General features: G+C 35.2%; 30 protein-coding genes and 1 riboswitch. Of the genes, 14 read left to right on the plus strand and 16 right to left on the minus strand.

What is annotated here, in order from left to right; genetic code table 11:
* Window positions 1–4 precede the first annotated feature (4 nt).
* Together ACYVEC_RS20930 and ACYVEC_RS20935 are read left to right on the plus strand one after the other, a co-directional pair.
* Complete coding sequence (locus tag ACYVEC_RS20930; protein WP_063223617.1) at window positions 5–538, plus strand: phosphatase PAP2 family protein; 534 nt, start codon at window positions 5–7, stop codon at window positions 536–538.
* A 12-nt stretch (window positions 539–550) separates the two neighbouring features.
* The gene (locus tag ACYVEC_RS20935; protein ID WP_063223618.1) at window positions 551–1,693 is read left to right on the plus strand and encodes a glycosyltransferase family 4 protein; all 1,143 of its coding nucleotides are present in this window, start codon (window positions 551–553) and stop codon (window positions 1,691–1,693) included.
* A gap of 292 nt (window positions 1,694–1,985) precedes the next feature.
* Here the strand turns inward: ACYVEC_RS20935 and ACYVEC_RS20940 are convergent, their stop codons facing one another.
* Window positions 1,986–2,588, minus strand: coding sequence for a molybdenum cofactor guanylyltransferase (locus ACYVEC_RS20940; protein ID WP_063223619.1), 603 nt, complete (start codon window positions 2,586–2,588; stop codon window positions 1,986–1,988).
* Window positions 2,585–3,094 carry a MogA/MoaB family molybdenum cofactor biosynthesis protein gene (locus tag ACYVEC_RS20945; RefSeq protein WP_063223620.1) on the minus strand — a complete coding sequence of 170 codons (510 nt, stop codon included), beginning with the start codon at window positions 3,092–3,094 and terminating at the stop codon, window positions 2,585–2,587. Before ACYVEC_RS20945 ends, ACYVEC_RS20940 begins: the two co-directional genes overlap by 4 nt.
* Before the next feature lie 252 nt (window positions 3,095–3,346).
* Between ACYVEC_RS20945 and ACYVEC_RS20950 the strand changes: the two genes are divergently transcribed.
* Both ACYVEC_RS20950 and ACYVEC_RS20955 read left to right on the plus strand, forming a co-directional pair.
* Window positions 3,347–3,526 (plus strand): hypothetical protein, encoded by a 180-nt coding sequence (locus ACYVEC_RS20950; protein WP_063223621.1) that lies wholly within the window; start codon window positions 3,347–3,349, stop codon window positions 3,524–3,526.
* A gap of 6 nt (window positions 3,527–3,532) precedes the next feature.
* The gene (locus ACYVEC_RS20955; protein ID WP_063223622.1) at window positions 3,533–3,712 is read left to right on the plus strand and encodes a hypothetical protein; all 180 of its coding nucleotides are present in this window, start codon (window positions 3,533–3,535) and stop codon (window positions 3,710–3,712) included.
* A gap of 41 nt (window positions 3,713–3,753) precedes the next feature.
* On the opposite strand, the gene metK is transcribed toward ACYVEC_RS20955, so the two are convergent.
* Complete coding sequence (metK, locus tag ACYVEC_RS20960; protein WP_063223623.1) at window positions 3,754–4,953, minus strand: methionine adenosyltransferase; 1,200 nt, start codon at window positions 4,951–4,953, stop codon at window positions 3,754–3,756.
* A 167-nt stretch (window positions 4,954–5,120) separates the two neighbouring features.
* Window positions 5,121–5,242, minus strand: a riboswitch (SAM riboswitch).
* 228 nt (window positions 5,243–5,470) lie between these two features.
* Between metK and pckA the strand changes: the two genes are divergently transcribed.
* Both pckA and ACYVEC_RS20970 read left to right on the plus strand, forming a co-directional pair.
* Entirely contained in the window at window positions 5,471–7,057 is a 1,587-nt protein-coding gene (gene pckA / locus ACYVEC_RS20965) for a phosphoenolpyruvate carboxykinase (ATP) (protein WP_063223624.1), read from the plus strand.
* A 291-nt stretch (window positions 7,058–7,348) separates the two neighbouring features.
* Window positions 7,349–7,546 (plus strand): hypothetical protein, encoded by a 198-nt coding sequence (locus ACYVEC_RS20970; RefSeq protein ID WP_199677839.1) that lies wholly within the window; start codon window positions 7,349–7,351, stop codon window positions 7,544–7,546.
* Between the two features lie 257 nt (window positions 7,547–7,803).
* Here the strand turns inward: ACYVEC_RS20970 and ACYVEC_RS20975 are convergent, their stop codons facing one another.
* Complete coding sequence (locus tag ACYVEC_RS20975) at window positions 7,804–8,187, minus strand: ATP synthase subunit I (RefSeq protein WP_060632637.1); 384 nt, start codon at window positions 8,185–8,187, stop codon at window positions 7,804–7,806.
* Window positions 8,188–8,466: 279 nt separating this feature from the next.
* Between ACYVEC_RS20975 and ACYVEC_RS20980 the strand changes: the two genes are divergently transcribed.
* Window positions 8,467–8,688 carry a hypothetical protein gene (locus tag ACYVEC_RS20980; protein ID WP_000639043.1) on the plus strand — a complete coding sequence of 74 codons (222 nt, stop codon included), beginning with the start codon at window positions 8,467–8,469 and terminating at the stop codon, window positions 8,686–8,688.
* A gap of 9 nt (window positions 8,689–8,697) precedes the next feature.
* Here ACYVEC_RS20980 and ACYVEC_RS20985 read toward each other — a convergent pair whose 3' ends face one another.
* The 4 genes from ACYVEC_RS20985 to ACYVEC_RS21000 all read right to left on the minus strand — a co-directional run bounded on the left by ACYVEC_RS20985 (window position 8,698) and on the right by ACYVEC_RS21000 (window position 13,272).
* Entirely contained in the window at window positions 8,698–9,621 is a 924-nt protein-coding gene (locus tag ACYVEC_RS20985) for a DMT family transporter (RefSeq protein ID WP_063223626.1), read from the minus strand.
* Between the two features lie 189 nt (window positions 9,622–9,810).
* Window positions 9,811–10,134 carry an iron-sulfur cluster biosynthesis family protein gene (locus ACYVEC_RS20990; protein ID WP_000289563.1) on the minus strand — a complete coding sequence of 108 codons (324 nt, stop codon included), beginning with the start codon at window positions 10,132–10,134 and terminating at the stop codon, window positions 9,811–9,813.
* Window positions 10,135–10,798: 664 nt separating this feature from the next.
* Window positions 10,799–12,019, minus strand: a complete 1,221-nt coding sequence (locus ACYVEC_RS20995; RefSeq protein ID WP_275719011.1) for an ATP-binding protein — start codon at window positions 12,017–12,019, stop codon at window positions 10,799–10,801.
* The gene (locus ACYVEC_RS21000) at window positions 12,016–13,272 is read right to left on the minus strand and encodes an ATP-binding protein (RefSeq protein WP_063223628.1); all 1,257 of its coding nucleotides are present in this window, start codon (window positions 13,270–13,272) and stop codon (window positions 12,016–12,018) included. Before ACYVEC_RS21000 ends, ACYVEC_RS20995 begins: the two co-directional genes overlap by 4 nt.
* A gap of 402 nt (window positions 13,273–13,674) precedes the next feature.
* Here ACYVEC_RS21000 and ACYVEC_RS21005 point away from each other — a divergent pair, with 402 nt between their 5' ends.
* Complete coding sequence (locus ACYVEC_RS21005; RefSeq protein ID WP_063223629.1) at window positions 13,675–14,484, plus strand: alpha/beta fold hydrolase; 810 nt, start codon at window positions 13,675–13,677, stop codon at window positions 14,482–14,484.
* A gap of 206 nt (window positions 14,485–14,690) precedes the next feature.
* On the opposite strand, the gene ACYVEC_RS21010 is transcribed toward ACYVEC_RS21005, so the two are convergent.
* The 3 genes from ACYVEC_RS21010 to ACYVEC_RS21020 all read right to left on the minus strand — a co-directional run bounded on the left by ACYVEC_RS21010 (window position 14,691) and on the right by ACYVEC_RS21020 (window position 17,608).
* Complete coding sequence (locus ACYVEC_RS21010; RefSeq protein ID WP_142332678.1) at window positions 14,691–16,835, minus strand: LTA synthase family protein; 2,145 nt, start codon at window positions 16,833–16,835, stop codon at window positions 14,691–14,693.
* A 234-nt stretch (window positions 16,836–17,069) separates the two neighbouring features.
* Entirely contained in the window at window positions 17,070–17,300 is a 231-nt protein-coding gene (locus tag ACYVEC_RS21015; RefSeq protein WP_063223631.1) for a hypothetical protein, read from the minus strand.
* A gap of 11 nt (window positions 17,301–17,311) precedes the next feature.
* Complete coding sequence (locus ACYVEC_RS21020; protein ID WP_063223632.1) at window positions 17,312–17,608, minus strand: DUF3986 family protein; 297 nt, start codon at window positions 17,606–17,608, stop codon at window positions 17,312–17,314.
* A gap of 120 nt (window positions 17,609–17,728) precedes the next feature.
* Between ACYVEC_RS21020 and ACYVEC_RS21025 the strand changes: the two genes are divergently transcribed.
* From ACYVEC_RS21025 to ACYVEC_RS21035, 3 genes are read left to right on the plus strand one after another with little or no spacing between them, the layout of a single operon-like run.
* A complete protein-coding gene (locus ACYVEC_RS21025; protein WP_063223633.1) occupies window positions 17,729–18,736 on the plus strand; it encodes an ABC transporter substrate-binding protein in 1,008 nt (335 codons plus the stop codon).
* Window positions 18,737–18,747: 11 nt separating this feature from the next.
* Complete coding sequence (locus tag ACYVEC_RS21030; RefSeq protein ID WP_063223634.1) at window positions 18,748–19,512, plus strand: ABC transporter ATP-binding protein; 765 nt, start codon at window positions 18,748–18,750, stop codon at window positions 19,510–19,512.
* Window positions 19,505–20,311 (plus strand): ABC transporter permease, encoded by an 807-nt coding sequence (locus ACYVEC_RS21035; protein ID WP_063223635.1) that lies wholly within the window; start codon window positions 19,505–19,507, stop codon window positions 20,309–20,311. Before ACYVEC_RS21030 ends, ACYVEC_RS21035 begins: the two co-directional genes overlap by 8 nt.
* A gap of 34 nt (window positions 20,312–20,345) precedes the next feature.
* On the opposite strand, the gene ACYVEC_RS21040 is transcribed toward ACYVEC_RS21035, so the two are convergent.
* From ACYVEC_RS21040 to ACYVEC_RS21060, 5 genes are all read right to left on the minus strand, one after another.
* Complete coding sequence (locus ACYVEC_RS21040; RefSeq protein WP_000849109.1) at window positions 20,346–20,573, minus strand: hypothetical protein; 228 nt, start codon at window positions 20,571–20,573, stop codon at window positions 20,346–20,348.
* Between the two features lie 227 nt (window positions 20,574–20,800).
* Window positions 20,801–21,907 (minus strand): recombinase family protein, encoded by a 1,107-nt coding sequence (locus tag ACYVEC_RS21045; protein ID WP_460508161.1) that lies wholly within the window; start codon window positions 21,905–21,907, stop codon window positions 20,801–20,803.
* Between the two features lie 296 nt (window positions 21,908–22,203).
* Window positions 22,204–22,740 (minus strand): DUF3267 domain-containing protein, encoded by a 537-nt coding sequence (locus ACYVEC_RS21050; RefSeq protein ID WP_098555203.1) that lies wholly within the window; start codon window positions 22,738–22,740, stop codon window positions 22,204–22,206.
* Between the two features lie 110 nt (window positions 22,741–22,850).
* Window positions 22,851–23,330, minus strand: coding sequence for an antimutator 8-oxo-(dGTP/GTP)ase (gene mutTA / locus ACYVEC_RS21055; protein WP_000276389.1), 480 nt, complete (start codon window positions 23,328–23,330; stop codon window positions 22,851–22,853).
* Window positions 23,331–23,414: 84 nt separating this feature from the next.
* Entirely contained in the window at window positions 23,415–23,732 is a 318-nt protein-coding gene (locus ACYVEC_RS21060) for a hypothetical protein (RefSeq protein ID WP_000435821.1), read from the minus strand.
* 83 nt (window positions 23,733–23,815) lie between these two features.
* On the opposite strand from ACYVEC_RS21060, the gene ytzI reads away from it, so the two are divergent.
* The 3 genes from ytzI to ACYVEC_RS21075 are packed head-to-tail and all read left to right on the plus strand — an operon-like array spanning window position 23,816 to window position 24,418.
* Window positions 23,816–23,965 (plus strand): YtzI protein, encoded by a 150-nt coding sequence (ytzI, locus tag ACYVEC_RS21065; RefSeq protein WP_063223638.1) that lies wholly within the window; start codon window positions 23,816–23,818, stop codon window positions 23,963–23,965.
* On the plus strand, window positions 23,958–24,143 hold the full coding sequence (locus ACYVEC_RS21070; RefSeq protein ID WP_080468579.1) for a hypothetical protein: 186 nt from the start codon (window positions 23,958–23,960) through the stop codon (window positions 24,141–24,143). Before ytzI ends, ACYVEC_RS21070 begins: the two co-directional genes overlap by 8 nt.
* A 44-nt stretch (window positions 24,144–24,187) precedes the next feature.
* The gene (locus ACYVEC_RS21075; protein ID WP_199677837.1) at window positions 24,188–24,418 is read left to right on the plus strand and encodes a YczI family protein; all 231 of its coding nucleotides are present in this window, start codon (window positions 24,188–24,190) and stop codon (window positions 24,416–24,418) included.
* The last annotated feature ends 18 nt before the right edge of the window (window positions 24,419–24,436 follow it).

Genomic DNA, 24,436 nt, shown 5'->3' on the forward strand with positions numbered 1-24,436 from the left:
TTTCATGAAGGCCAGTGGACTGTATAAAATAGAATGTTACATTTTCAAAGGAATTAACCGATATTTTGATCAAAAAACGTTAAATATATTTTTCAGCAATATTACTCATATCGGTGGCGCGACTTTCTCCATCGCACTCACACTGTTCTTTTTAATTTTCGCAGAGGGAACTTTGCACCAAGCTGCAATTGCAACTGCTATTTCGTTAGCAATTAGCCATATCCCTGTGCAAATATTAAAAAGGTGGTATCCGCGAAAACGTCCTTATTTAACAATTCAGGATGCAAAATATCCAGTCCATCCATTAAAAGACCACTCTTTCCCGTCTGGTCATACAACAGCTGTTTTCTCTGTCTTTATTCCATTTATTTGCTATAATCCAAGCTTATTTGTTTTTCTATTACCGTTAGCATTATGCGTTGGTATTTCTCGTATTTATTTAGGGCTTCACTATCCGTCTGATGTATTCGTCGGTATGTGCCTCGGCACTTGCTCTGGCATCATCTCTTTTTATCAATTCATCCCACTTTTCACATAAAGGAGTGATATGATGAGAGTCGCCATATTTACCGATACTTTTACGCCACAAGTGAACGGGGTTGCGAAAACATTAGAACGATTAACACGTTACTTTCAGAAAGAAAAAATCGCCTATTCTGTTTTCGCCCCTCAGCATACGGCTGAAGATAATTTCGTGGCTAATGTGAACAAGATGAGAAGTATCCCGTTAACAATATTATATCCAGAATGTCGTTTTTCTTTTCCTACTCCGCGCATTAAACGAGAACTTCTTTCCTTTAAACCTGACATTATTCACATTGCCACACCTTTCAACATGGGACTTTGTGGATTGTATTATGCAAAAAAGTTAAACATCCCAGTTGTCGGTTCTTATCATACTGATTTCGATGCTTATTTACGCTATTACAAAATCGAATTTCTCTCTAATATGCTTTGGAACTATTTAAAGTGGTTTCATAGTCATATGCAAAAAAATTTTGTACCCTCTCCTGAAACATTACATCAATTAAAAAATAAAGGCTTTCAAGCTCTCTCTATTTGGGGACGGGGTGTAGATTGCACACTCTTTCATCCATCTTACAATACAGACCTATTCCGAAAAAAATATAATATTACAGCGAAGTACGTCCTTTCCTATGTTGGACGGATTGCCCCTGAAAAAGATATTGATACGTTGCAAAATCTTATCGTTAAATCAGCGCATACTCGAAACGATATTCATTGGCTTATAGCAGGAGACGGTCCTCTAGCAACAAATTTGCGTGAAGCTGTCCCAAAAACAAATGTAACCTTTACTGGATATTTACAAGGTGAAGATTTAGCTGAAGCCTATGCTTCTTCCGATCTAATGGTATTTCCATCTGCTACTGAAACATTTGGGAACGTTGTACTTGAATCGCTTGCATGCGGTACACCTGTCATTGGTGCAAATAGTGGCGGGGTTAAAAATATTATTACAGATGGAAAAACAGGAGTTCTTTGTCCACCCAAAAATGAGGACGCATTTCTATCATCCATTTATCTTTTATTGCAAAATGAAGAAAAACTTGAGCAGATGGGAATAGCAGCTTCATCTTATGCGAAATTAAAAAGCTGGGATGAGATCTTTCGTGGCTTACTTAACCAATATGAAGAAGTCCTTCAGCATAACGCATCAGAGTTGCTTGCTTAAATAGAAAAACTCCCTTCAAAAAAACGAAGGGAGTTTATTACACAGTTGTAAACTTTACTTAAATAAATGATACACAAGGTGAAAAATCATATTATTTCTATATTCATCATAACAAAAACAAACATAAACAAACATAAACAAACAGACTTGTAATAAAAACCCATAAAAATTAATATATGGTTATACAGTATTTTAACTGTATGATGATTTTAAGAATTCTCCTTAAAATCAACTTACTCACATACCTTTATACAGTAATTGTTCCCCAATTTCTGTATATCAAAAAAACCTTTCATTCATTTGAAAGGTCTTTTTGAGCCTGCACATATTCTTCTTTCGTATTCACATTCATAAACCAATCTGCATTCGCTTGTACATCTTCTCCAGCAACATATTTCACATTACATTGTGATAAAAGTTGGCCCATACTTCTTTTTTCTTCTTGAAGCAAAGCATAAATCTTTTCTTTCACACGGTTATGATATGCTGCAAGTAACGGTTGTTTCCTTCCATTAATAATAGGTACGACTGCATCATATTCATCACTCGTTTGCTCTAATAAAATGGTAAACCACTCATGCGAAACATTTGGCGCATCGCAAGGCATAATAGCGTACCAATCTGCTTCTATGTATTCCATCCCTGATACAATCCCAGCAAATGGTCCGTTTCCTTTATAGTGCGGAATATCTTCTATAACAGGAACTTGTACGAGTTGCTCTACTCGCTCTTTTATATCAGAATGACTAATGACTACAACCTCTTGGAGCGTCCTTGTCATCACTTTCAAAATACGCTCAATAAACGTACTCCCTTGCCAGCTCGCTAACGCTTTCGGCTCACCGAATCTACTCGACATACCGCCCGCTAATACAATTCCAGCCCATTTACTCATTGACGATGCAGCTCAAATGTAATATGACCTAATTCCGGTAAAATTAATTTATTCATCGCAAGGCGAACTGCTCCGCTAGACCCTGGCATTGAAAAGACAACTTTTCGCCCAATTGTGCCGCCAATCGCTCTACTTAACATTGCACTACTTCCGATATCTTCTAAATAACTAATCATGCGGAATAACTCACCAAATCCGACGATTTCTTTATGTAATAGCGCTGATACGGCTTCAATTGTGACATCACGTTTCGTAATACCAGTACCACCATTTGTTAATACAACATCTACGTCTTCCCTATGATAACCAGCTAACACTGCTTGCTGAATACTCTCTTTATCATCTTTTACAATTTCATAAGAAGTCACTGTATGTCCTGCTTCTTTTAACAATTCATGTAATAATTGTCCACTCTTATCTGTCTCTTCCGTACGTGTATCAGAAATCGTCACGATCTTACATCGCACTTCTTTTGGAGCTTGTTTTTTATGTTCATTGACACTCATTTTTCCTCTTCCTTTCTTAAAGACTTTTCTTCATTTTATCATACATATCTTTACACAATTATGTATGAAGCCGATGATGCATCATGATACAATATAAGTATACTAATCCACAAAAAGGAAAATAAAAAACATTCTTTCTTATCCCCCTAGACTTCACATCATTAGCTAACCTTTAACTTTTCTTATATTTTCTACATAGTAGAATTCAGTTTTTAAAATTGCACTACCAAATAAATCGGAGGTCTACATATTATGGAACTATATAAAAAATTAACAACAACATTCATCCTCTTATTTGTTGCTTCCATCACTGTCGGTTTTTCTCTAAAAGGCGCAATCCCATACTCTACATTAGTAAGCATTATATTCGCAACGCTATTTTTACTGAGCAGTGCATTTTGCGCAGGAAAAGCACGTCAAATGAAAGGTTAATTTCACATGTTTCAAAAAAAGCCAACTGTTTGTAAATCATGCCAAAAAGAAATAAAAACATATGAAAAAGCGTGGATTCATATGCCATTTCCAGCAAGCGGCATAACAAATATGAAAAAGTATATTGAGCTAGACGGAGAAGTGTATTGCAAATCATGCATCCAAATCATAAGTAAAACGAAATAAAAAAAGCTTTGCGCTCACTGCGCAAAGCTTTTTTTCATATATTATAGACCAGCTTGCTCTTTTAAAGCTGCAGCTTTGTCTGTACGTTCCCATGATAGATCTACATCAGTACGTCCGAAGTGGCCGTAAGCTGCTGTTTGTTTGTAAATTGGGCGACGTAAGTCTAGCATTTTAATAATACCAGCTGGGCGAAGATCGAAGTTGTTACGAACTAGTTCTACTAGTACGTCTTCAGATACTTTACCAGTGCCGAATGTATCAACTGAAATTGATACTGGTTGTGCTACACCGATTGCGTATGCAAGTTGTACTTCTGCTTTATCAGCAAGACCAGCTGCTACGATGTTTTTCGCAACATAACGAGCTGCATATGCTGCAGAGCGGTCAACTTTTGTTGCATCTTTACCAGAGAATGCACCACCACCGTGGCGAGCGTATCCACCGTAAGTATCAACGATGATTTTACGTCCTGTTAAACCAGCATCACCTTGTGGTCCACCAATTACGAAGCGACCAGTTGGGTTAATGAAGAATTTCGTTTCTCCATCCATTAATTCTGCTGGAACTACAGTCCTAATTACATGCTCTTTTAAATCGCGATCGATTTCTTCCCATGTAACATCTGGATGATGCTGTGTAGAAATTACAATTGTATCTACACGTACAGGTTTACCATTTTCATCATACTCAACTGTAACTTGCGTTTTTCCATCCGGACGTAAGTATGATAATGTATCATCTTTACGTACTTCAGTTAAACGGCGAGCTAATTTGTGAGCAAGCGAGATTGGAAGTGGCATTAATTCTTGTGTCTCATTACATGCGAAACCAAACATTAAACCTTGGTCTCCTGCACCAATTGCCTCAATCTCAGCGTCAGTCATTTGACCTTCGCGTGCTTCTAGCGCTTGGTCAACACCCATAGCGATGTCAGCAGATTGCTCATCGATAGATGTTAAAACTGCACAAGTTTCTGCATCGAATCCGTATTTTGCGCGTGTGTAACCAATGCCTTGAATTGTTTCACGAACGATTTTTGGAATATCTACGTAAGTAGAAGTCGTAATTTCCCCCGCTACCAATACTAAACCAGTTGTTACAGTTGTTTCACAAGCTACACGTGCATTTGCGTCTTTTGATAAGATCGCATCTAAAATTGAATCAGAAATTTGGTCACAAATTTTATCTGGATGTCCTTCAGTTACAGACTCAGATGTGAACAGATGACGTTTTTTTGTCATGTGGTAAACCTCCCTACAGTAATTGTATATATTGTACGGAACTCATCCTTAATTTGCCACAAACTGCGACATACATTTATTCTCCCACAAGCATACAGAAAAACCTTTCCTACTTTACATAGAGGAAAGGTTTAATTTGCTACTTGCATACTGCTTTTTGCCCTTCGCTCTTATCGTTCGAGACCTGTAGCCTCGCACAGGTTTTAGCACCTATTCACCTGTATTTACCACTACAAGTGAGGTTGCTGGGCTTCATCGGGCCTGTCCCTCCGCCAGCTCGGGATAAGAGAGTATCCGTCCCAACCTATACTAAAGAAATGATATTCATTTGTCAATTAATATTCACATTTTCCTGAAAGTTTTTCTCAATACGCCTAAAATGAAATATTAATAAGGAAATAATGTATTCACACAAACAAAAAGAAATAAATAGTATACATTATTTATATAATTGTGTTATACTCTTGTTGGGGATTACGAGAAATATTTCATTAAATGAAAAGGATGGTATATAAATATGAGTACTGTGAATGTCCAAATTGGTTTACACGAATTATTGAACGGAAGCAATGCACAGATTCAACTAAGTGTTCCGCAATTAGTGGAAAAAGTATTAATGCGAAATGAAGGGAAATTAACTTCGACTGGTGCCGTTTCTGCTTCAACAGGAAAATATACAGGACGTTCTCCTAAAGATAAATTTATTGTGAAAGAAGCATCGGTTGCTGACAAAATTGCTTGGGGAGCTGTGAATCAACCGATTTCTGAAGAACATTTTAATAAATTATATACTAAAGTTTTAGAATACTTAAAAGAAAAAGAAGAGTTATTCGTCTTCAATGGATTTGCAGGCGCTGACCGCAATTACCGCCTACCAATTCAAGTTATTAACGAATATGCATGGCACAATTTATTTGTACATCAATTATTCATTCGTCCAACTGAAGAAGAATTAACAACTCATGAATCAGAGTTCACAATTGTTTCTGCGCCGAATTTCAAAGCTGATCCAGCTGTTGACGGTACAAACTCTGAAGCATTCATTATGGTTTCATTCGAAAAACGTATCGTACTAATTGGTGGTACAGAATACGCTGGAGAAATGAAAAAATCAATCTTCTCTATTATGAACTTCTTACTACCTGAACAAGATATTCTTTCTATGCATTGCTCTGCAAACGTAGGTGAAGAAGGTGACGTAGCACTATTCTTCGGTTTATCTGGAACAGGTAAAACAACATTATCTGCTGATCCAAACCGCAAATTAATCGGTGATGATGAGCATGGTTGGTCTGATAACGGTGTATTCAATATTGAAGGCGGTTGCTACGCAAAATGTGTAAACCTTTCTCACGAGAAAGAACCACAAATTTTCGATGCAATCAAATTTGGATCTGTTTTAGAAAACGTTATCATTAATAACCAAACGCGTATCGCAGACTATAACGATACTACTTTAACAGAAAATACTCGTGCTGCATACCCTATGCATGCGATCGATAATATCGTACTGCCAAGTGTTGCTGGACACCCAAATACAATCATTTTCTTAACTGCTGATGCATCTGGCGTATTGCCTCCAATCAGTAAGTTATCAAAAGAACAAGCTATGTATCATTTCTTAAGTGGTTATACTAGTAAACTAGCAGGAACAGAGCGCGGTGTTACATCTCCGCAAGCAACATTCTCAACTTGCTTCGGTTCACCATTCTTACCACTTGATGCATCTCGCTATGCTGAAATGCTTGGTGAAAAAATTGAGAAACACGATGCGAAAGTATTCTTAGTAAACACTGGCTGGACTGGTGGCGAATACGGCGTTGGAAAACGTATGAACTTAGGTTACACTCGTGCAATGATTCAAGCGGCATTAAGCGGCGAACTTGCGAAAACTGAAACAGCTAAACATAACATCTTCGGTCTTGAAGTTCCACTTCACGTACCAGGTGTACCTGACGAAGTGTTAATGCCTGAACAAACTTGGGCTGATAAAGCTGCTTACAAAGCAAAAGCAATCGAGCTTGCAAATGAATTCAAAGAGAACTTCAAAAAGTTCGACAGCGTATCTGAAGATATTATTAACTTAGGCGGCCCAATCGCTTAAGAATAAACTTTCTGTTGGAATAACCCTTTTACTCATATGAATAAGTGTCGTGTAACCGTAAAGTTCCGCGTACTCACCGACAAAACCCAATGCGGCTTAACGGTTACACACACTTACATAAAAAAGAAGCTTACGTTTTTGCGTAAGCTTCTTTCTATATCTTATATAAAGTGAAACGTTCATCTCTTCATCTGTGGCTTAGCTCGGTTAACTTACAGAAATTTCACTTTATATTTATTTACTTTTAGTTTTTTATGATACAATTTACATATATAGGAAGGGGTGAAACCTATGAAAAATTTTTCTCGTACAGGAAAAATTTTATTCAGTTATGGAGCGATCCAAATGTTTTGGGGACTTGTGATGCTTAACGTTAATTTATTTGAGCATACAAGTGAAACAATAAAATATATTATTCTAATTATCGGGATAGCTTTTTGTATTATATCCAACTTTTTTAAAAAATCTAAGAGTCATACTAATACGTGATTTCATGTTAACTTATTGGAAGCGGAAATCTGTATTTTATGCAAAGTTACGCTTCCTGCTGTACTATCCATCACTGAATCACTTATCCCAGAGTAAACCCATTTCAACAGAGATAAATCACGGCTTCGCACATATAAATTATATCCCTACTCACTACATCTCTCTGGTTTCACATCGCATGGGGCTAAAAAAGGCTCTGACCGTTTCTATCCGTGGCTGGATCATCTATTCCATCTAAAAAGAAGCTTTTTATCTTTTTAGCTCTTCGTTAATTCTTTCTCATCTTTCATGCTATAGTATCCTAAATTAACAACAATTAAGAAATAGCCGCCCATAATCCCTACTGCAAATGCCCACATAACCATGTGGTGCTCAATTTCGTACATAATAATAGCACCTAAAATAGCCGCAGCAAAACGATTAAACATACCGAGCGTCGGTGCTTTCGTTTTCTTTACGATACTATCTCCAAGCTTCTCAATTCGTCTCCCTAAAAGCCAAACGCAATACATACTTACGATAAGTCCAATTCCAGCGCCTAAAAAATGTGCTGAAAACGGTGTTAACATCCATCCTATTAACAAAATACCTAGTATATAATACGATTGAATTTTAAATGACCTTAATGACATACTAATCATGCTGTTCTCCTCTTCGGTAATTTTTATCTATCCAACAAAAAATTTCTTTCAAGTTTATACTGCTTACATCCATTTCAATCAAATTAAAAACAACATAAACGATATGTTTACGTTGTTTAAATGCTTTTAGGAAATAATATTATACAAGATTTCAAACATCATATTCTTATAATTTGTGACGTTTTTCCAAACATTTTTCGTCCATTTATGAAAAAAATGATATCAATCTATGAACATACGGATATGATGTAATAAGCACACAAATAAAGGGGGCGTCTAATGATTTATTTTTTAATGGCTCTCATTCACCTTATTATCCCTGCACTTATTGGACTTTCATTGTATTGGTACACGAAAAATCATAGTATTTTCTATGCTGTCCTCGGTGTTCTTCTTCCAGGTATTATTCTTATCACACTCTTCCGTATTCCATTTTTAAACTTAATTCCACTTATTACTGCTATCTTATTTCTCGTCTTCTTACCAAAAATAAAAAAATAGGAAAGCAGATCATAGGTGATCTGTTTTCCTATTTTGATATAGGTTCCCCACAGTAGAGTGCACTTTTACTTTCTCCGATTTCACAAACCATAAACCGAAGAAAATAATAATCCCACCAATTATTTGTTGAAACGATACATATTCATCTGCCCATACAGCTGCAAATAAAACAGCTACAAGCGGCGTTATATACATATATACCATCGTATGTGACGCCCCAATTTTTTGAATCCCAACATACCACATAACTAAACCGAATACTGTTACAAAGAAAATAGAATATAGTAAAGCAAATAGTGTCATTCCATGTGTAATGTGAAATGGCATTATAAATATGTATGGTCCACTTAAAAGTAAAAGCGGCATCGCGCCAACTAGTGCTGACCATGCGGTGACACGTAGTGCTGAATATTTTTTAATTAATGGACCAGCTAAAACAGGATAAAGCCCCCAGCATATTGATGTAATTAGCCCAATTCCATTTCCATAAAAAGAACTAGCAAGTGAATGCCCTGCTACTAAAACTAATGCTGCACCACTAAAGGCAATGATAGAACCGATGAACTTTCGAGAAGAAAACTTTTCTTGTTTCAAGAAAATAGCAAATACAGTTGTAAAAATAGGTGAAATAGAAATAAGTAAAGAGGCATTTGTAGCGGATGTATATTTGACAGTTTCCATAAATAACGTTTGATACAGTACAATACCTACAACGCTAACGATGATTAATCTAGGTATATCTTTTCTCTCCATATAAACCGACTTTTCAATAAAAAAGGTAAGGAGTAACATAAGCGGTGCCGCCGATATCATACGAAGTGCAGTAAACTCAATTGCTGTAAATTCTAAAAGTCCATATTTCGCAATCGTAAAATTAATCCCCCAAATAATAACAACTGCTAAAATTAATAACTCAATTCCCCATCTTCTCATGCGTATCCCCTCCGCAAATAAGATTATACAGAAAATTCAATCATATGTACATTTCATTATGTGAAAAAAACCTTTGTATTGTATGCAACGTTTTGGTACAGGAAATTATATCGGCGATTTTTTAAATATATCGACTTATACAATAAAAAAGGTGATTCCAAAATACATTTTGGAATCACCTTTCCTTCACTACACTCGAACGTGTAACTTCATATTTGGATTATAAAATTGGCTTGGGCTCTTCAGCTGAAAAGTTCCTCCACCTTCATGCCAATCAACTGTTAACTTATCATCCATAAATACAAGCTTTGTGCGATCTGCGATAAAGCTAAACTGGCTTGATTCAATATCCACATCGCGCTCATCTTTTTCTGCTACAGCTACTAAATCGATAATTCCGCTCATTACACAACCGCAACCTTCGTTATCGTAAAATAACTTTATATATTTCGCCTCATTTGGAATCGTATCCATAATCTTTTTATATGCTGCTTCTGTTACAGTAACGTACATATGTTAATGTTCATCCTCTCTCGTATCATTCATATATTGTACCACCTTTTTTCTCAAAAAATATATACAGAAAATTCTGACCGATATACAATGTATGTAATAAAGGAGGTTGTATCACTTATGCTCAAATTACTGCGATACCCCATCTTCTTAGGTCTACTCGGTAGTTTTTTTATTTCCAGCGGAATGGTATTACAACATATACTTCCCTATTCTCCTTCTATTGGTTGGATTCTAAGCTTTATTTGTTTCCTAACCGCTTCTTATTTTGCTATGAACAACAAAAATAATTAATTGAAGACGAACCAATAGTCGAAACATCCACAGAAGTACTCCAAAAGCATCTAAAAAATCTCTTCCATATATTAATCCTATTTTTACTATAAACGCTATGCATTCTATATTTTTAATAACAAATATATATCCATTTCATTTTCAAAAAATGCCCCAATAATTGGGGCCAACAAATAGAAATAGAAATAGAAATACAAATAAATTAAAACAACTAACAGACAAGCTCATTTTATACTATCATTGTAAAAATATCCATATTTTAGATTTAAAATTATATATACTGTACGAATGATGCAAACACTTTTGAATTTTTATTCATAAAAAGGGAAATCGCTCTCAAGTAAGTGATTTCCCTTTTAAAAATACTTTTTTATTGTATCGGCAACATAACCTTCACCGTCGTCCCAACCCCAACTTCACTTTCAAAACTCATTTTACCGTTGTGGTCTTTAATAATTTTTTCTGTAACTACTAAACCTAAACCTGTTCCCGTTTCTTTCGTTGTGTAAAAGGCTTCATTTAGCTTCGGAATTTTGTCTTTTGGGATGCCGCATCCCTCATCCTTAACTTGAATAATGATTGCATCTTCTACAGTCACTTTAATCGTAATCGTTCCGCCAACTAACATTGCCTCAATCGCATTTTTAATTAAATTAAAAAACACTTGTTTTAATCGTTTTTCATCGCATGTAATCGATGGTATGTCTTTACTATAAATACCTTGTATGTGAACTCCTTGCTTTAAAGCAGGCTTTCCCATAACTCGAATAACATAAGCGATAATTTCTTCTATACTATGAATTTCTGATTCTAGTGATTTAGATTTCTCAAATCCACTAAGTTCTGTAGCGATTGTATGAATTCGTTCCACTTCCTGTTTCATAATATCACTATATATTTTATCCTCTGGATATTTATTTGCTTGCTTATTCACAAATTTCTTCAAATTCGCTAGAGGTCTTTTAATTTTGTAGCCAATAACTGTTGCCATTTTTCCAACAGTTGCTAGCTTTTCTGTTTGTTGTATTTCTTTATCCATCATCTCAAGCGTACGAACGTAAGATTGAAACCGCAAAAACATAATCCAACATATGACAGTAAATACGCTATATAATGCCATCGGGATTAAAACGAGTGTAGAGTGAATAATGATTCCTATAAGAGCGTATTTTCCAACAAGTATGCTCGGAACTAACCAAAAATATCTTTTATTCACAAAGAGTGGGGCAAATAAAATAAAAAATCCTTCTACTATATTCCCACCATCAAACTCAGCATCACTACCGTAGTAAATCATAAAATTATGGATAAAATCTAATAGGTTATATCCAATTAGTATAATATACTTCACTGCAAATGGATTCTTCCATTTCATGAAATATACTCCAATACAAAATAAGATCACCATCAGAAAATACAGCCATAAACCTAAACCATCTTCAAATTGTCCTACTCCTTCTTGCTCTCCTCCTATTAAAGGTACAATAAATTCGTAGGCAAGATCGTATACAAAAAATATAATAAAAAATAAACTTAAAAATATTTTCAGTGCCTTCATTTCTTCATTTTTAAATATATCGTCTTTATTCATATGGTAACTCCTAGCTTTTCTCCCACTTGGATTTCACTATTTCCACGTTGTTTCGGGAGAATGATATCTATTCTAGTTCCAATATCTCTTTCACTTGAAATATGTAATTCACCAAGATGCTGCTCAGTAACAAGCCGATGTGCTACCGTAAGTCCCAGGCCAATTTTATCTTGTTTCGTTGTATAAAAGGCTTCTGTAATACGAGCCAAATTTTCCTTCTTAATACCGTAACCATTATCGATTACACTTAGCATTACATAATCTTGGCCTTTATTTTCTAACCGTAACTCTAACGTGCCACCTTGCTCCATTGCCTCCAGAGCATTTTTTATGACATATAGAAAGACTCCTCTTATTTTCCGCTCATCACATTCAACTTCTAATATCTTCTCTTCGATATTAGAAATAAGCTGAACATTGGATTCATTCATTTTTTCTCGAAGAATTGTTACTGCTTGTAATGCAATTTCACCTATATTATGTTTCTTATAAATAGAGGGTTTACATGTAGCAACCTCCATCAATTCACTTATCATATTATTCATATTTTCTATTTCAAAAATCATCTGTTTGTAAATAGGGTCCTCCCCATGCTTCTCTCGTTGTAATTGCGTAAACCCTTTTAATGAAGCAAGTGGATTTTTAATTTCATGTCCCACTGTCGCTGCCATTTTTCCGATTACTGCTAATTTTTGTGATTCACTAGCAATCTTAATACTTTCCTTTACCGCTGAAAGGTATTGTATAAATCGATTTAAAATGATGTATGCCGCTATTAATACGAGTGTATACATAATGAGGAACATAAACCCTTTTACTTCCTTTAATACAAATAAATAAATCACATATTTCCCTACAATAGTTGAAAGTACAAACACAAAATATTTTTTATTTAAAAATATAGGTACAAAGAAGATGAGAATAATTTCTATTATATTTCCCCCATCAAATGCCGCCTTATTATAAAGCATATACGAAAGTATATTAATGATTTCTATTCCTATGTATGCAAATACACATGCATATTTAACAAGGTTCGCTTTCTCTTTTTTTATTAAGTATACATTCACACCGAGTATTGCTGTTCCGCAAATAACTTGCCATAGTATGCTATGTCCCTTATCCGTTAGCGATTTATTCTCTAATACGATTGCGTAGAAAATTTGGTATGAAACTACAATGCCATATAGCACCCACAAAAGGATTTTTGCATTCTTTTCTTCTTCTTTATATGATAGAAAACTTTCTTTCACTTCAACACCCCTTCAAAGTAATATCTCGAAGAATACCATTTATTATAATAAATGATTTTCATAAACAAACAAAGATAAATCGAACATTTAAGGAAAATCATCCCAATGTCACGATATTTTCAGACTATATGCATTCATAAAAACTATAAACAATAATACGTATATTATGTAGGGGGTAGAAGATAAAAAATAAAGTGAAACTTTAATCAGCCCTTACCAATCAGGCTTTTACGGGCCATTGATAAATGGATAAATCACTGAAATCTTTCACACTTAAAAATGAAAGAAAGCCTGGTGTCTTAATAGAACAAAACTCTATGCTCCTGGCGAATGAATTTATTAAGGCTATGACGAAACAACGTTTTTGGGATAGAGCTTATGAATAGGATAGGGGGATAATTTATGTTTGTTACCGTCGAAAAAGATGTGCATATTTTTGTGCAAGACGTGAATCCCGGCCCCGGTAGTAAAACCGTGTTCTTCGTCCACGGCTGGCCTTTAAATCATCAAATGTACCAATATCAGCTCAATGTGTTGCCACAGCATGGTTTCCGCTGCATCGCTATGGATATACGCGGAAACGGGCAATCTGATAAACCGTGGACTGGTTACACATACGATCGTTTAGCAGACGATATCGCCATTGTTCTAGAAGCACTTCAAGTAGAAAATGCTACATTAGTTGGTTTCTCAGTAGGTGGTGCTCTTTCTATTCGGTACATGTCTCGCTATAATGGTCATCGTATTTCTAAACTTGTATTAGTCGATGCTGTTTCCCCCTCTTTCGTTAAAAATCAAGAATCTCCCTATGGTGTCCCAAAAGAACAAGCAGATACCCTTATTAATCAAATGTATGCCAATATGCCTAAATTTTTAAATGACGTATCTTTATCATTTTTTAATAGAAACTTAGGATCTGCTACGTTAGAATGGTTTTCTTATCTCGGTATGCAGTCTGCTTCCTACGCTCTCATCAAAATATTACAAGCAGCCGCAAATGAAGATGTAACGAAAGATTTAAGTAAAATTAACGTCCCAACAAAAATATTCCACGGTATTCACGATCAACTTATCCCTTACAAAAGCGCTGAACTCACACAAAGGCGGATTAAAAACTCTCAGTTACAGCCTCTTACAAATAGTGGTCACGGTTCTCCAATCGATCAAGCGGATGAATTAAATGAAGAACTTATAAAATTTTTACGTTCATAAAAACCTATGCCAAATCGTGTTGATATGAACGCAGTTTTTGAAAAGGTTAAAATTCACACATTTCTCACAAATCAATCAATAAAACGATTATATTTACATTTATACTAAATGTACAGGTAATATTCCCTAAACCCAGCTTGTCTGGTTACCCCGTTAAATACTATAAAAAAAGAACTTGTATCGTTATACAAGTTCTTTTTATTTTTCTATTTAAAAAGTATATCTTTACTATACTGCTTTCCAGCAAGTAAATCATATTGGAGCATTTTATATTGCTCTAACATTTCTTTTTGTTCTTTTGTTAAATCTGTTATCTCTTCCCCATCTTTATTAACCTTTAACTCATCTCTCAGAACCGGTATTTCTTTATGCATTTCCGATAGAAATTGATAAAATGGTGATTGATTTAATCCTGCATAATCAAAAACAAGACTAGAAAAATAAATTGGACTTACTAAACCTAAATTGTCATTTGGCAAATCGAAATTCGCATACATTAACAATGGTGTTTCTGACATAATTAATCTTTCTCTTACCGTCTCTTCATTTTCTATATATCCTGCTTCTTTATAAATAGATTTATTAGTTCCTAACATAGGTAAATGATCTCCAAAGAAGACTAATAAAGTAGGCCTGTCTAACTCATCAAGCTGCTCGATTAAATATTGTAGCGCTTCATCAGACAGTCTTACCCCTTCTGTATATGCTTCTAATTCCGCTTTCGATTCCTCTTCTGTTAATCCACTAATTTCTATTTTATTTTCACCAAACATATTTGGTGTATATGGAAAATGATTTTGCATCGTCACCGCATGAATAAATGTAGGTTGTTTTCTCTTTTTTAATTCATCTATTATTTCTTTACTCATAGATAAATCACCAATATTATCTCCAACCACTTCTGTATTTTTCATCGTGTCTTCTGCATTAAAATTATCGAATCCTAATGTTTTATATACATCTTCCCGTTTATAAAACGATCGATTAAAGGCATGAATTGCACTTGCATAATACCCTTGCTTTTTCAATTCACTTGCAATAGATGGAACTTCTTTCTGACTTGGAATAGCTTGTTGATAGGGTATAGAACCTGGCATTAAAAGGCTCATCGAGTAACTCGTTAATGCTTCAAATTCTGTATTCGCTGTATTCCCTCCAAATGTAGGAGCTATCGTTTGTCCCCCTGGGAAATTCTCTGTATAACGATGTAAATTCGGCACTGGATCTTCGCTAAATGAAAGATTCGTTAATTTTGTCGGATCCCAAAATGCTTCACTCATAATATATATAATGTTCGGCTTCTCTGCCTTTTTTTGCGCTTTTACTTTACCGCCATATTGCTTTTCTATACCCTTTGCAATTTGCTGCATATTTTCCTTTGAATATCCCTCTGGCTCTTTTATGACTGTCGTATCTAAATTACTTAAAAATCCTATAACAAAACCATTCCCCTTATAATTTGAAGCTTGATTCCATGCGCGGATGTCTACCCCAGCTTTTGTAAATATATTATTCATAAAGGTAGTAGGGTAGTTACTATATGCATACAACATAAACGCAGAGCCACATATTAAAATTATCCTTATAATAATATGTGATTTTATAACTGGAATGTATTTTCTTATATACATAACTATAAATATCAGTAAAACAATACTAACTATCATCAGAAACATATTCCAAAAACTGAAATAATCCATAACCATCGGTATAACGGAATTCATATGGCCAATCTGTGTAAAATCAGACGGGTAGAATGGCTCCCCTCTAAAAATGAGCTTAAAATGGTTCACCATCACAAAAATAATCAAAACTAGGCTAGTTATCATTGTACTTAAGAAAACTTTTCCAATTAAATTATATGCAAAAACGTATACCATATAAATAAATAATAGGCTTAATATATACTGTCCATATTGTAAATACACCCATGTATTTACTACTATAAGATTCATATCCTCCTGTATCAGGATATACATCCAATTCATTGTATGAGCAATTAAAAATAATACGACATAAACTCGAATAGCTGGCCTAAGCTTATGACTGATACCTTTATTTAAATGAATGATGTATAGTAGTACACTCCACAAAACAATAATGAGTATACTTAGCTGGATTTTCCCATTAAAAAATTCTTTAGTTTTCTCGAATTCGAAAGACCTTAACATAACAAAAAACAGCGTTTCTAAACAAATCGCCCACATTCCACTAAGAATGATAGAAATTAGTAGGTTCTTCCTCGGCTCCTGAGGAGAAAAACTAAGATAAAATTCATCTCTTCTTCGTTGTTGTGTTAAAACATTAAAAAGCAATTTATTCCCTCTTTCCTTTACCCCTTCGTCTCGCATCAAAAAACATATTGTCCTATACAAAATAACATATTTGTATACAGTTAGTCTCCCTATGTGTTTGTATTATACACGTATATCCTTAATTTCCCCTTAAAAAATACAACTTCTTTATCTCTTCTATATTCTAGTAGCATAATAAATGAACTATGCTTCACAAAATTTTTATCAAAAAAAAAGAACCTATCAACACTGACAGGTTCTCCTTCCTTTTAACAGAAATAGGCATATTTATTATACAAGAGGATACATCCATACTTTCCATATAATACATACAAGTACGATAACTACAAAATCAAAAAGATCTAATCTCGGACCTTTTTTCATCGTCATATCTAACCACATATGAACCCATTTTATCCCCTTGTATTTATGAATATTTTTCTTTGCAAATTGGTAAGTAAGAAATTGCATAATGAAAAATCCAACTACAAATATGAACAATAGAATGAGAAAATCAATCACGAAATTCCTCCCTATTTTTGCAGCGATTTTTCTACTATATGATTTCTCAAAACCCACTCTTCAAATTGAGCACTTCCAAATTCCCAGCTAAGATCACGAGCATGTACAGAAAAAACGTAATGACCAGCATATTCATCCATAAATCTACCCGTCTCAATCTCATCTTTCTGAAGGCCATATGCTCCAAAATTAAAATACACATCCCACACGTCTTCATTCTTCCGCTTATAAGCAATCGATTCCATATCACATTCTGTTCCGAAATAATCAAGATGTAAATGTACGCTATCATCATATTCGTACTCCATTTTATCACCCCTTATATTTGTACTTCTTTATCACCAAAAAAATTCCTGCTATCTACACTCACATATGGGCACTTACCTACATATCATGCTTGTAGAGTGACTTCTAGGAGGTGTTATATAGTGAAAAAATTAATAGCTGTTTTTTGCATCATGTTACTAGCTGTTTTCACATTCGCTGCTTGCAGTAGTAAAAAAGAAGGTACGAAAGAACAAACCCAAAACATTCGCGTCGGCGAAGTTACCCATTCTCTCTTCTACGCCCCGTTATATGTCGGGATTGAAAAAGGATTTTTTAAAGATGAAGGATTAAATATTGACCTCCAAACAACAGCTGGCGGAGATAAAACGATGACCGCCCTGTTATCTGGCGGCATTGATATTGCTCTCGTTGGTTCAGAAACGTCTATTTACGTTCATCAACAAGGCGCAAAAGACCCTGTCATTAACTTCGCACAGCTTACACAAACAGATGGAACATTTTTAGTTTCACGTAAAAAATTAGACTCTTTTAATTGGAATGATGTAAAAGGTGTTACATTTTTAGGACAGCGTAAAGGCGGCATGCCGCAAATGGTTGGAGAATACGTTTTAAAGAAAAATGGCATTGATCCTCACAAAGATACAAACTTAATTCAAAACATCGAGTTTGCTAATATTGCAAATGCCTATGCATCTGGTACGGGAGAATTTGTACAGCTCTTTGAACCGACTGCAAGTATATTCGAAAAAGAAGGTAAAGGTTATATCGTCGCTTCGTTCGGAAATGAATCTGGTACTGTTCCTTATACATCGTTCATGGCAAAAGAAAGTTTCTTAAAAAAGGATAAAGCTGCTGCTGAAAAATTCACACGTGCTCTCTACAAAGCGCAACAATGGGTTGATACTCATAGTCCAGAAGAGATTGCTGATGCAATTTCTCCGTTATTTAAAGACACTTCAAAAGACATTACAGTAAAAGTAATTGAGCGGTATAAAAAGCAACATTCTTATGCGACAAATCCGCTATTAGATGCGGAAGAATGGAAACAGCTCCAAACGATTATGAAGGAAGCTGGCGAATTACAAAAAGAAGTTCCACATGAAGCGCTCGTCAATACAAAAATTGCCGAAAGCGTTATTAAGAAATAGAGGCGAAGTGTATGAGTTTTTTACAAATACGTAACGTTTCTCACTGCTTTTTCGCAAAAGAGAATGCCAAACTGATTCTCGAAGATATGAGTTTACAAGTGGAAGAAGGCGAATTCATTTCTATACTCGGTCCAAGTGGTTGCGGCAAAACGACACTCCTCTCCATTATTGCCGGGCTGCTTGATCCAATTGAAGGTATCGTCTTTTTAGATGGTGAGCCAATTACAACGAAAACTCCATCTATGGGGTATATGTTGCAGCAAGACTACTTGTTTCCTTGGAAGACAATTGAAGACAATATTATGCTTGGACTTCATATCCGAAAAATTTACGATCAACAGACGAAAGAACATACTTTACAACTTTTAAAACAAGTCGGCCTACATGACGTAGAAGAGCAATACCCTCGTGAACTATCCGGTGGTATGCGTCAACGTGCCGCTCTCGTTCGAACGTTAGCGACCGATCCGAAAATTTTATTGCTAGATGAACCCTTCTCAGCGCTCGATTATCAAACGAAATTGAAACTAGAAGATCTCGTTTTTAGCTTACTACGCAAATATAAAAAAACTTCACTACTCGTGACACATGATATTGAAGAAGCAATTGCGATGAGTGATCGTATTTATTTACTACAAGCAAATCCCGGGAAAATTGCAAAAACATTTATCGTCCCAGAAAGCATCCGTTCCTTATCACCGTTAGAATCACGCCATCACCATGACTTCCCATCCCTCTTCCAAGATATATGGAAGGAGCTGGAACGACTTGGATAATATAAAGCAACTACATGAACAGTTTCGGAAGAAAGAACGCAGACGCGCATGGCTAGCCAGGTCTTTACAACTTTTACTACTCATTCTTTTCTTTGCACTATGGGAAATAGCTAGCAAAAAAGAGTGGATTGACCCTTTACTCTTTAGCTCTCCTTCAAGCATTTGGGATCTCTTCCTTAGTAAATGGCTTGACGGTTCGCTTTGGGTCCACATATGGACGACATTACTTGAAACGGGAGTAGGCTTCATTCTTGGAACAGTGCTCGGAGCCATTATCGCTACTTTCCTTTGGTGGATACCACTTCTCGCCCGCGTACTTGATCCATATCTCGTCGTCCTAAACGCCATGCCAAAAGTGGCACTTGGTCCTATTATCATTGTAATCTTCGGTCCAAATATTTCTTCGTCGATTGCAATGGGAGTAATCATTTCCATTATCATTACCATCATCGTTATTTACAGCGCATTTCAAGAAGTCGATTCTAACTATATAAAAGTGATGGACACATTCGGCGCAAATAAATGGCAATGTTATAAGCAAGTAGTTCTCCCTGCATCCTTCCCAGCCATTATTTCAACGTTAAAAGTAAACGTTGGTTTATCATGGGTCGGCGTTATATTCGGCGAACTACTCGTCTCCAAACAAGGTCTTGGCTACTTAATTAGCTACGGATTCCAAGTATTTAATTTCACGCTCGTCTTACTGAGCGTACTACTCACCTGCGTCCTCGCCACACTTATGTATGTGTTTGTTGAGGCGTTTGAAAAACTTCTAATTGGGAAACGAAAAAAAAGCTGACTTAGGACGATAAACTATAGTCAGCTTCTTTCTTTTACTTTTTATCACACATCTTTGTTTCATTTTTAACGTTTCCATCCGCAACCGTAACTGTATGGAAACAATCTTTCACACGTACTGTAACGACATTATCTTTTCGATCTATCACATGATAATCATTAAACTTTTTATCCAATGCACTACGAATTTGCTCCCCTTCAAAAATCGGAAAACCGTGAGACATTACCCAAATGAGACCAGCAACAGCAAGAATCGTTTTCATACGTTTCATTACCTCCTCGAGAGTAAACTTATAGCCCCTACAACACGCGCATTATAATTGTGTCTAAATTGTGACATTTTTATACTAATTCTATTTTATAGTGATAGTTCCTTCTTCTTTTTAATAAAAAAGACAGAATTTTCAATTTTATAAACATAAAAAACGCAAAGAACTAAAATTCTTTACGTTTTCTTGGCTAAAATATACAACTCTCATTAATGTCCACTTTATTGCTCTATCGTTTTCGAAACATCATATAATCCCGATAACACTTCCGCTCTCATTCTTACAAGCTCAGGGAACTGATAAAAGAACGCAATTTTTTTATACTTTAACTCCGATCCTTCTTTCACCTTTTTGGAATCTTGCAAAATAAACGCTGTAAACGTATCAGCAATATCTTCTGCTACATTTGTCGTTCCATACTGTGAGACAAACTCATCTTGCTTTTCTTTAAAAAATTCAATTTGAGTTTCTTCACTTTCTTCTACTTTCTTTTCTGTCCACTCCTGCTCAATAGGCTTCCAGAAAGCGTTATAAAATTGATTAATATAAGATTTTTCCTTCGCACATCCCTCTTGTAAGAAAAGATTTCCACATTTATTTCGGTACGTTGAAATATCTTTATCTTCTTCAAAAGCCTTTACATAGTTTTCATCTACTGGTATTTGCTTATGCCCGAGCGTCAACACGTGAGCCGTCTCATGAATTAATGTTTTCATCACTTCATCGATATTTACCGCAGAATCAAGCGTATCTAGGCTAAGAGTCCAGTCTTTCGGATTCTCCATACTCGGCATAACATGGGCAACAACACCGTCATAACCATCCGTTATTAAATCAAATTCTGTTATATTACCGCGATATTTAGCTGGAATGAGTGTACGATACATATCCCATAAGTCTTCATGATAACCTCTATCTTGACGTTGTTGCAGCACCTCTTCTTTCGCTTCTTTATCTTCAGCGAATACTTTATTTAAACGTTTCCGTTCTATCTTTTCAAAATAAGGATCTACAATTTCATCACCATCGATATAATAAGAAGCTAAAAAGAAATAACTTTCATCATTATCATCGTCTTTTTTCTGCTCTGCCTCTTTCATATCTGCACTTTCATGCTCTTCTATATCATAATCTTCTACTGCCTCAAGCTCAGATAATCCATCTATTTTTTCATATACTTTTTGAAGTGTATTATCTCCTATTTCCACGCATTCTTCTTCTGTTTTACACACTTCTTTTTCTTTCACACTCTTCATAGAACTATCGCATCCTGCTAGTAAGCCGATTGCAACGATACCCCCTACTAACTTGCCATACAGTCTCTTCATACAATCCTCCATTATTCCATTCTACAAAAATATAATAATCTCTTTTTAACGAATATGCGATAATTAATTATATAAACTGTGAGGAGGTTTCCCATGATTCGAGCAGTCTTCTTCTAAAAAATTATATCAGCGATTTTTCGAATATATCGAACACAACTTGAAATATATCAGCGATTTTTGAAATATATCGACCGTAACTCAAATTATATCGGCGATTTTCACAATATATCGACTTACCGACAAAAACTGACAAACAAAAAAGAGGCCGTCGTTTAAAAACGCCTCCTCTTCCTTACTTACTCATATACTGTAAACTGCGGTTTACTCGGATGATCCTTAACTAACGCATCATCTGGAAACTTTGAAACTTTTTGATATAAGGCAATATCACCGATACAACTCGCTGTTAGTAAAATTCCTAAAAATGAGAGTGGCTCCAGATTCATAACTAATCCCAATACAATTGGCAAAATTCCAGTCGGTAAAAACGGTAACATTAACACTTTCTTCATTTGCTTTACTGTAATTTCTTTTTTAGAATGAGCGTATGCTACACCTAATTTCCAATTGACGCCCCATGTTAGTTCACTCCACGGAACACCTCCGATATAACGAAATCCAATTAAATGTATTGCCTCATGAATACAAACGAGAACAATCATTCCAATAATCAAAAGAGACATAACGGGCAATGTAATTTCAACTTGAAACCCGCCTGAAAAAAGCGCATGTAAAAAACTAATTCCAATCGCTAGAGCGAATATTATAAAAAATGAATAGATATTTAATTTAACCATCGAAACAGTAACAGTTGTTTCTTTTCTGTTATCCATCTTCCCCTCCTAAAATGTAAATATATCTTCACAAAATTGTATAATATACCCAAAATCACGTAAAGATATATTTACATTTTTCTTACGCACAAAAAAAGAAATCGGCCACTTTACTTCGTAAAACAGCCGATTTCTTCTATATGTTTCATCGTACGCGCCAATACATCGTCGCGCATTATAAAGCTAAATTTTCTATCCGTTTTAATGTTGTCAGGAATGTCTGTTAATAAAACAGATCCTTTCGTTTCTTCGTAATGCGTATGTTGTTCTACCGCACTAATTGTTGCAAAATAAATGTTTTTAATGATTATTTTGTCTTTTCCAGATACTTTATATTGTCCTAAGTAAGTTAAATCAGAAACTATGCCGCCAGTTTCTTCATGAACTTCTCGAACTGCCGCTTCTTCCGGTGTTTCCCCTAGTTCTACTTTACCACCTGGAAATTCAAGACCGCGACGTAAATGATGTGTTAATAACCATTGATCCCCGTACCGGCATACAACCCAAACATGCTTTGGCTCAGGAGAAAATGGATAACGTTCAAACGATAATTGTACAGTGTTGTGGTAATAATCTTTAAATTTGTACATGCCATTACTCCCCTATTGATGGTTACAAGTTTTTCCTACCACAAATTGTAGCATATTCTCGCTTTTCTGCATAATATTATCCAATTATAATCCATTGATTATTCCCATTTGCGCGACTAATTCTTTCGTCTCATGATTTCCTAAATCGTAAATCATTTTATATGCTTTTTGTAGTTGTTCATCATATCGGTCATTATTAGAATCGTGATGATACTCAACAAATGGAACGTGGGAGCGTACAAATGAACCTAAATCCTCTACATACGCTTGATCGAAATACTCTCTTAACTCCGTAATTTCCTCATCACTTGCGGAAATCTCAAAATTATACGTATCCGCCGTCTTCACTTGTGAAATTTGACCGTTTCCTATTGATATATAATATGTTTTTTTCTGTTCCATGTAACGCCCTTCTTTCATCCTTTTTATTTCTATTGTTTTCATCAATTACAAAATTATGTAAAATAAAGAAAAGGAGGGATTCCATGTTCAAAATATTAATTATCGGTATTATCATCGTCCTAGTCATATTAGTACTCTCCGTCGTGACGATTAATAAGGGGTATGCTTATAAACATTCTATTGATAAACCAGAAGATAACCCGTATACAAAAAACAGCAAGAAGAATTCATAATACGCTTCGTATACTACTTATTTTAATCGTACTCAATGCCATCCTCATATCTAGTATTACTTTAACGACAGTTCAAAATACCTTTCTACCACTTGCACAATTTCTATTAGGAGCTTCACTATTCCTCATTGCCCTTGAACAAATAAAGAAAAAAGATTCAAGAATCGGATTTATTTAGATTTTCCTCATCATTAGCTATATAAAATAACAGGGGGGATATATATGCTAAAAGGATTACAGATTACTTTTGCACTCATTGCATTATGTATAGTAATATACGGATTTTTTACTGGCAATAGAGAAATGATGCCTTATATGTTCTTTTTCTTAGGATTAATGGCTTTCACTGTAGCGCTAGGAGAAATAAAACAACACAGAAAATCTAGTGGTATACTCGCTTTCATGGCTGGTGCTGGTGCTTTATTTCTTAGCTTCTCAGAACTATTCCGATAAATAGTCTATTTAAAGGAG

It is taken from the genome of Bacillus sp. MN7755 (assembly GCF_054771475.1).

What these genes read in the sequence shown, in the direction of transcription:
- ACYVEC_RS20930 (WP_063223617.1), top strand. Translation starts at nt 5, where the DNA reads ATGAAGGCCAGTGGACTGTATAAAATAGAATGTTACATTTTCAAAGGA.
- ACYVEC_RS20935 (WP_063223618.1), top strand. Translation starts at nt 551, where the DNA reads ATGAGAGTCGCCATATTTACCGATACTTTTACGCCACAAGTGAACGGG.
- ACYVEC_RS20940 (WP_063223619.1), bottom strand. Translation starts at nt 2,588, where the DNA reads ATGAGTAAATGGGCTGGAATTGTATTAGCGGGCGGTATGTCGAGTAGA.
- ACYVEC_RS20945 (WP_063223620.1), bottom strand. Translation starts at nt 3,094, where the DNA reads ATGAGTGTCAATGAACATAAAAAACAAGCTCCAAAAGAAGTGCGATGT.
- ACYVEC_RS20950 (WP_063223621.1), top strand. Translation starts at nt 3,347, where the DNA reads ATGGAACTATATAAAAAATTAACAACAACATTCATCCTCTTATTTGTT.
- ACYVEC_RS20955 (WP_063223622.1), top strand. Translation starts at nt 3,533, where the DNA reads ATGTTTCAAAAAAAGCCAACTGTTTGTAAATCATGCCAAAAAGAAATA.
- metK (WP_063223623.1), bottom strand. Translation starts at nt 4,953, where the DNA reads ATGACAAAAAAACGTCATCTGTTCACATCTGAGTCTGTAACTGAAGGA.
- pckA (WP_063223624.1), top strand. Translation starts at nt 5,471, where the DNA reads ATGAGTACTGTGAATGTCCAAATTGGTTTACACGAATTATTGAACGGA.
- ACYVEC_RS20970 (WP_199677839.1), top strand. Translation starts at nt 7,349, where the DNA reads ATGAAAAATTTTTCTCGTACAGGAAAAATTTTATTCAGTTATGGAGCG.
- ACYVEC_RS20975 (WP_060632637.1), bottom strand. Translation starts at nt 8,187, where the DNA reads ATGATTAGTATGTCATTAAGGTCATTTAAAATTCAATCGTATTATATA.
- ACYVEC_RS20980 (WP_000639043.1), top strand. Translation starts at nt 8,467, where the DNA reads ATGATTTATTTTTTAATGGCTCTCATTCACCTTATTATCCCTGCACTT.
- ACYVEC_RS20985 (WP_063223626.1), bottom strand. Translation starts at nt 9,621, where the DNA reads ATGAGAAGATGGGGAATTGAGTTATTAATTTTAGCAGTTGTTATTATT.
- ACYVEC_RS20990 (WP_000289563.1), bottom strand. Translation starts at nt 10,134, where the DNA reads ATGTACGTTACTGTAACAGAAGCAGCATATAAAAAGATTATGGATACG.
- ACYVEC_RS20995 (WP_275719011.1), bottom strand. Translation starts at nt 12,019, where the DNA reads ATGAATAAAGACGATATATTTAAAAATGAAGAAATGAAGGCACTGAAA.
- ACYVEC_RS21005 (WP_063223629.1), top strand. Translation starts at nt 13,675, where the DNA reads ATGTTTGTTACCGTCGAAAAAGATGTGCATATTTTTGTGCAAGACGTG.
- ACYVEC_RS21010 (WP_142332678.1), bottom strand. Translation starts at nt 16,835, where the DNA reads ATGCGAGACGAAGGGGTAAAGGAAAGAGGGAATAAATTGCTTTTTAAT.
- ACYVEC_RS21020 (WP_063223632.1), bottom strand. Translation starts at nt 17,608, where the DNA reads ATGGAGTACGAATATGATGATAGCGTACATTTACATCTTGATTATTTC.
- ACYVEC_RS21030 (WP_063223634.1), top strand. Translation starts at nt 18,748, where the DNA reads ATGAGTTTTTTACAAATACGTAACGTTTCTCACTGCTTTTTCGCAAAA.
- ACYVEC_RS21040 (WP_000849109.1), bottom strand. Translation starts at nt 20,573, where the DNA reads ATGAAAACGATTCTTGCTGTTGCTGGTCTCATTTGGGTAATGTCTCAC.
- ACYVEC_RS21045 (WP_460508161.1), bottom strand. Translation starts at nt 21,907, where the DNA reads ATGAAGAGACTGTATGGCAAGTTAGTAGGGGGTATCGTTGCAATCGGC.
- ACYVEC_RS21050 (WP_098555203.1), bottom strand. Translation starts at nt 22,740, where the DNA reads ATGGATAACAGAAAAGAAACAACTGTTACTGTTTCGATGGTTAAATTA.
- mutTA (WP_000276389.1), bottom strand. Translation starts at nt 23,330, where the DNA reads ATGTACAAATTTAAAGATTATTACCACAACACTGTACAATTATCGTTT.
- ACYVEC_RS21060 (WP_000435821.1), bottom strand. Translation starts at nt 23,732, where the DNA reads ATGGAACAGAAAAAAACATATTATATATCAATAGGAAACGGTCAAATT.
- ytzI (WP_063223638.1), top strand. Translation starts at nt 23,816, where the DNA reads ATGTTCAAAATATTAATTATCGGTATTATCATCGTCCTAGTCATATTA.
- ACYVEC_RS21075 (WP_199677837.1), top strand. Translation starts at nt 24,188, where the DNA reads ATGCTAAAAGGATTACAGATTACTTTTGCACTCATTGCATTATGTATA.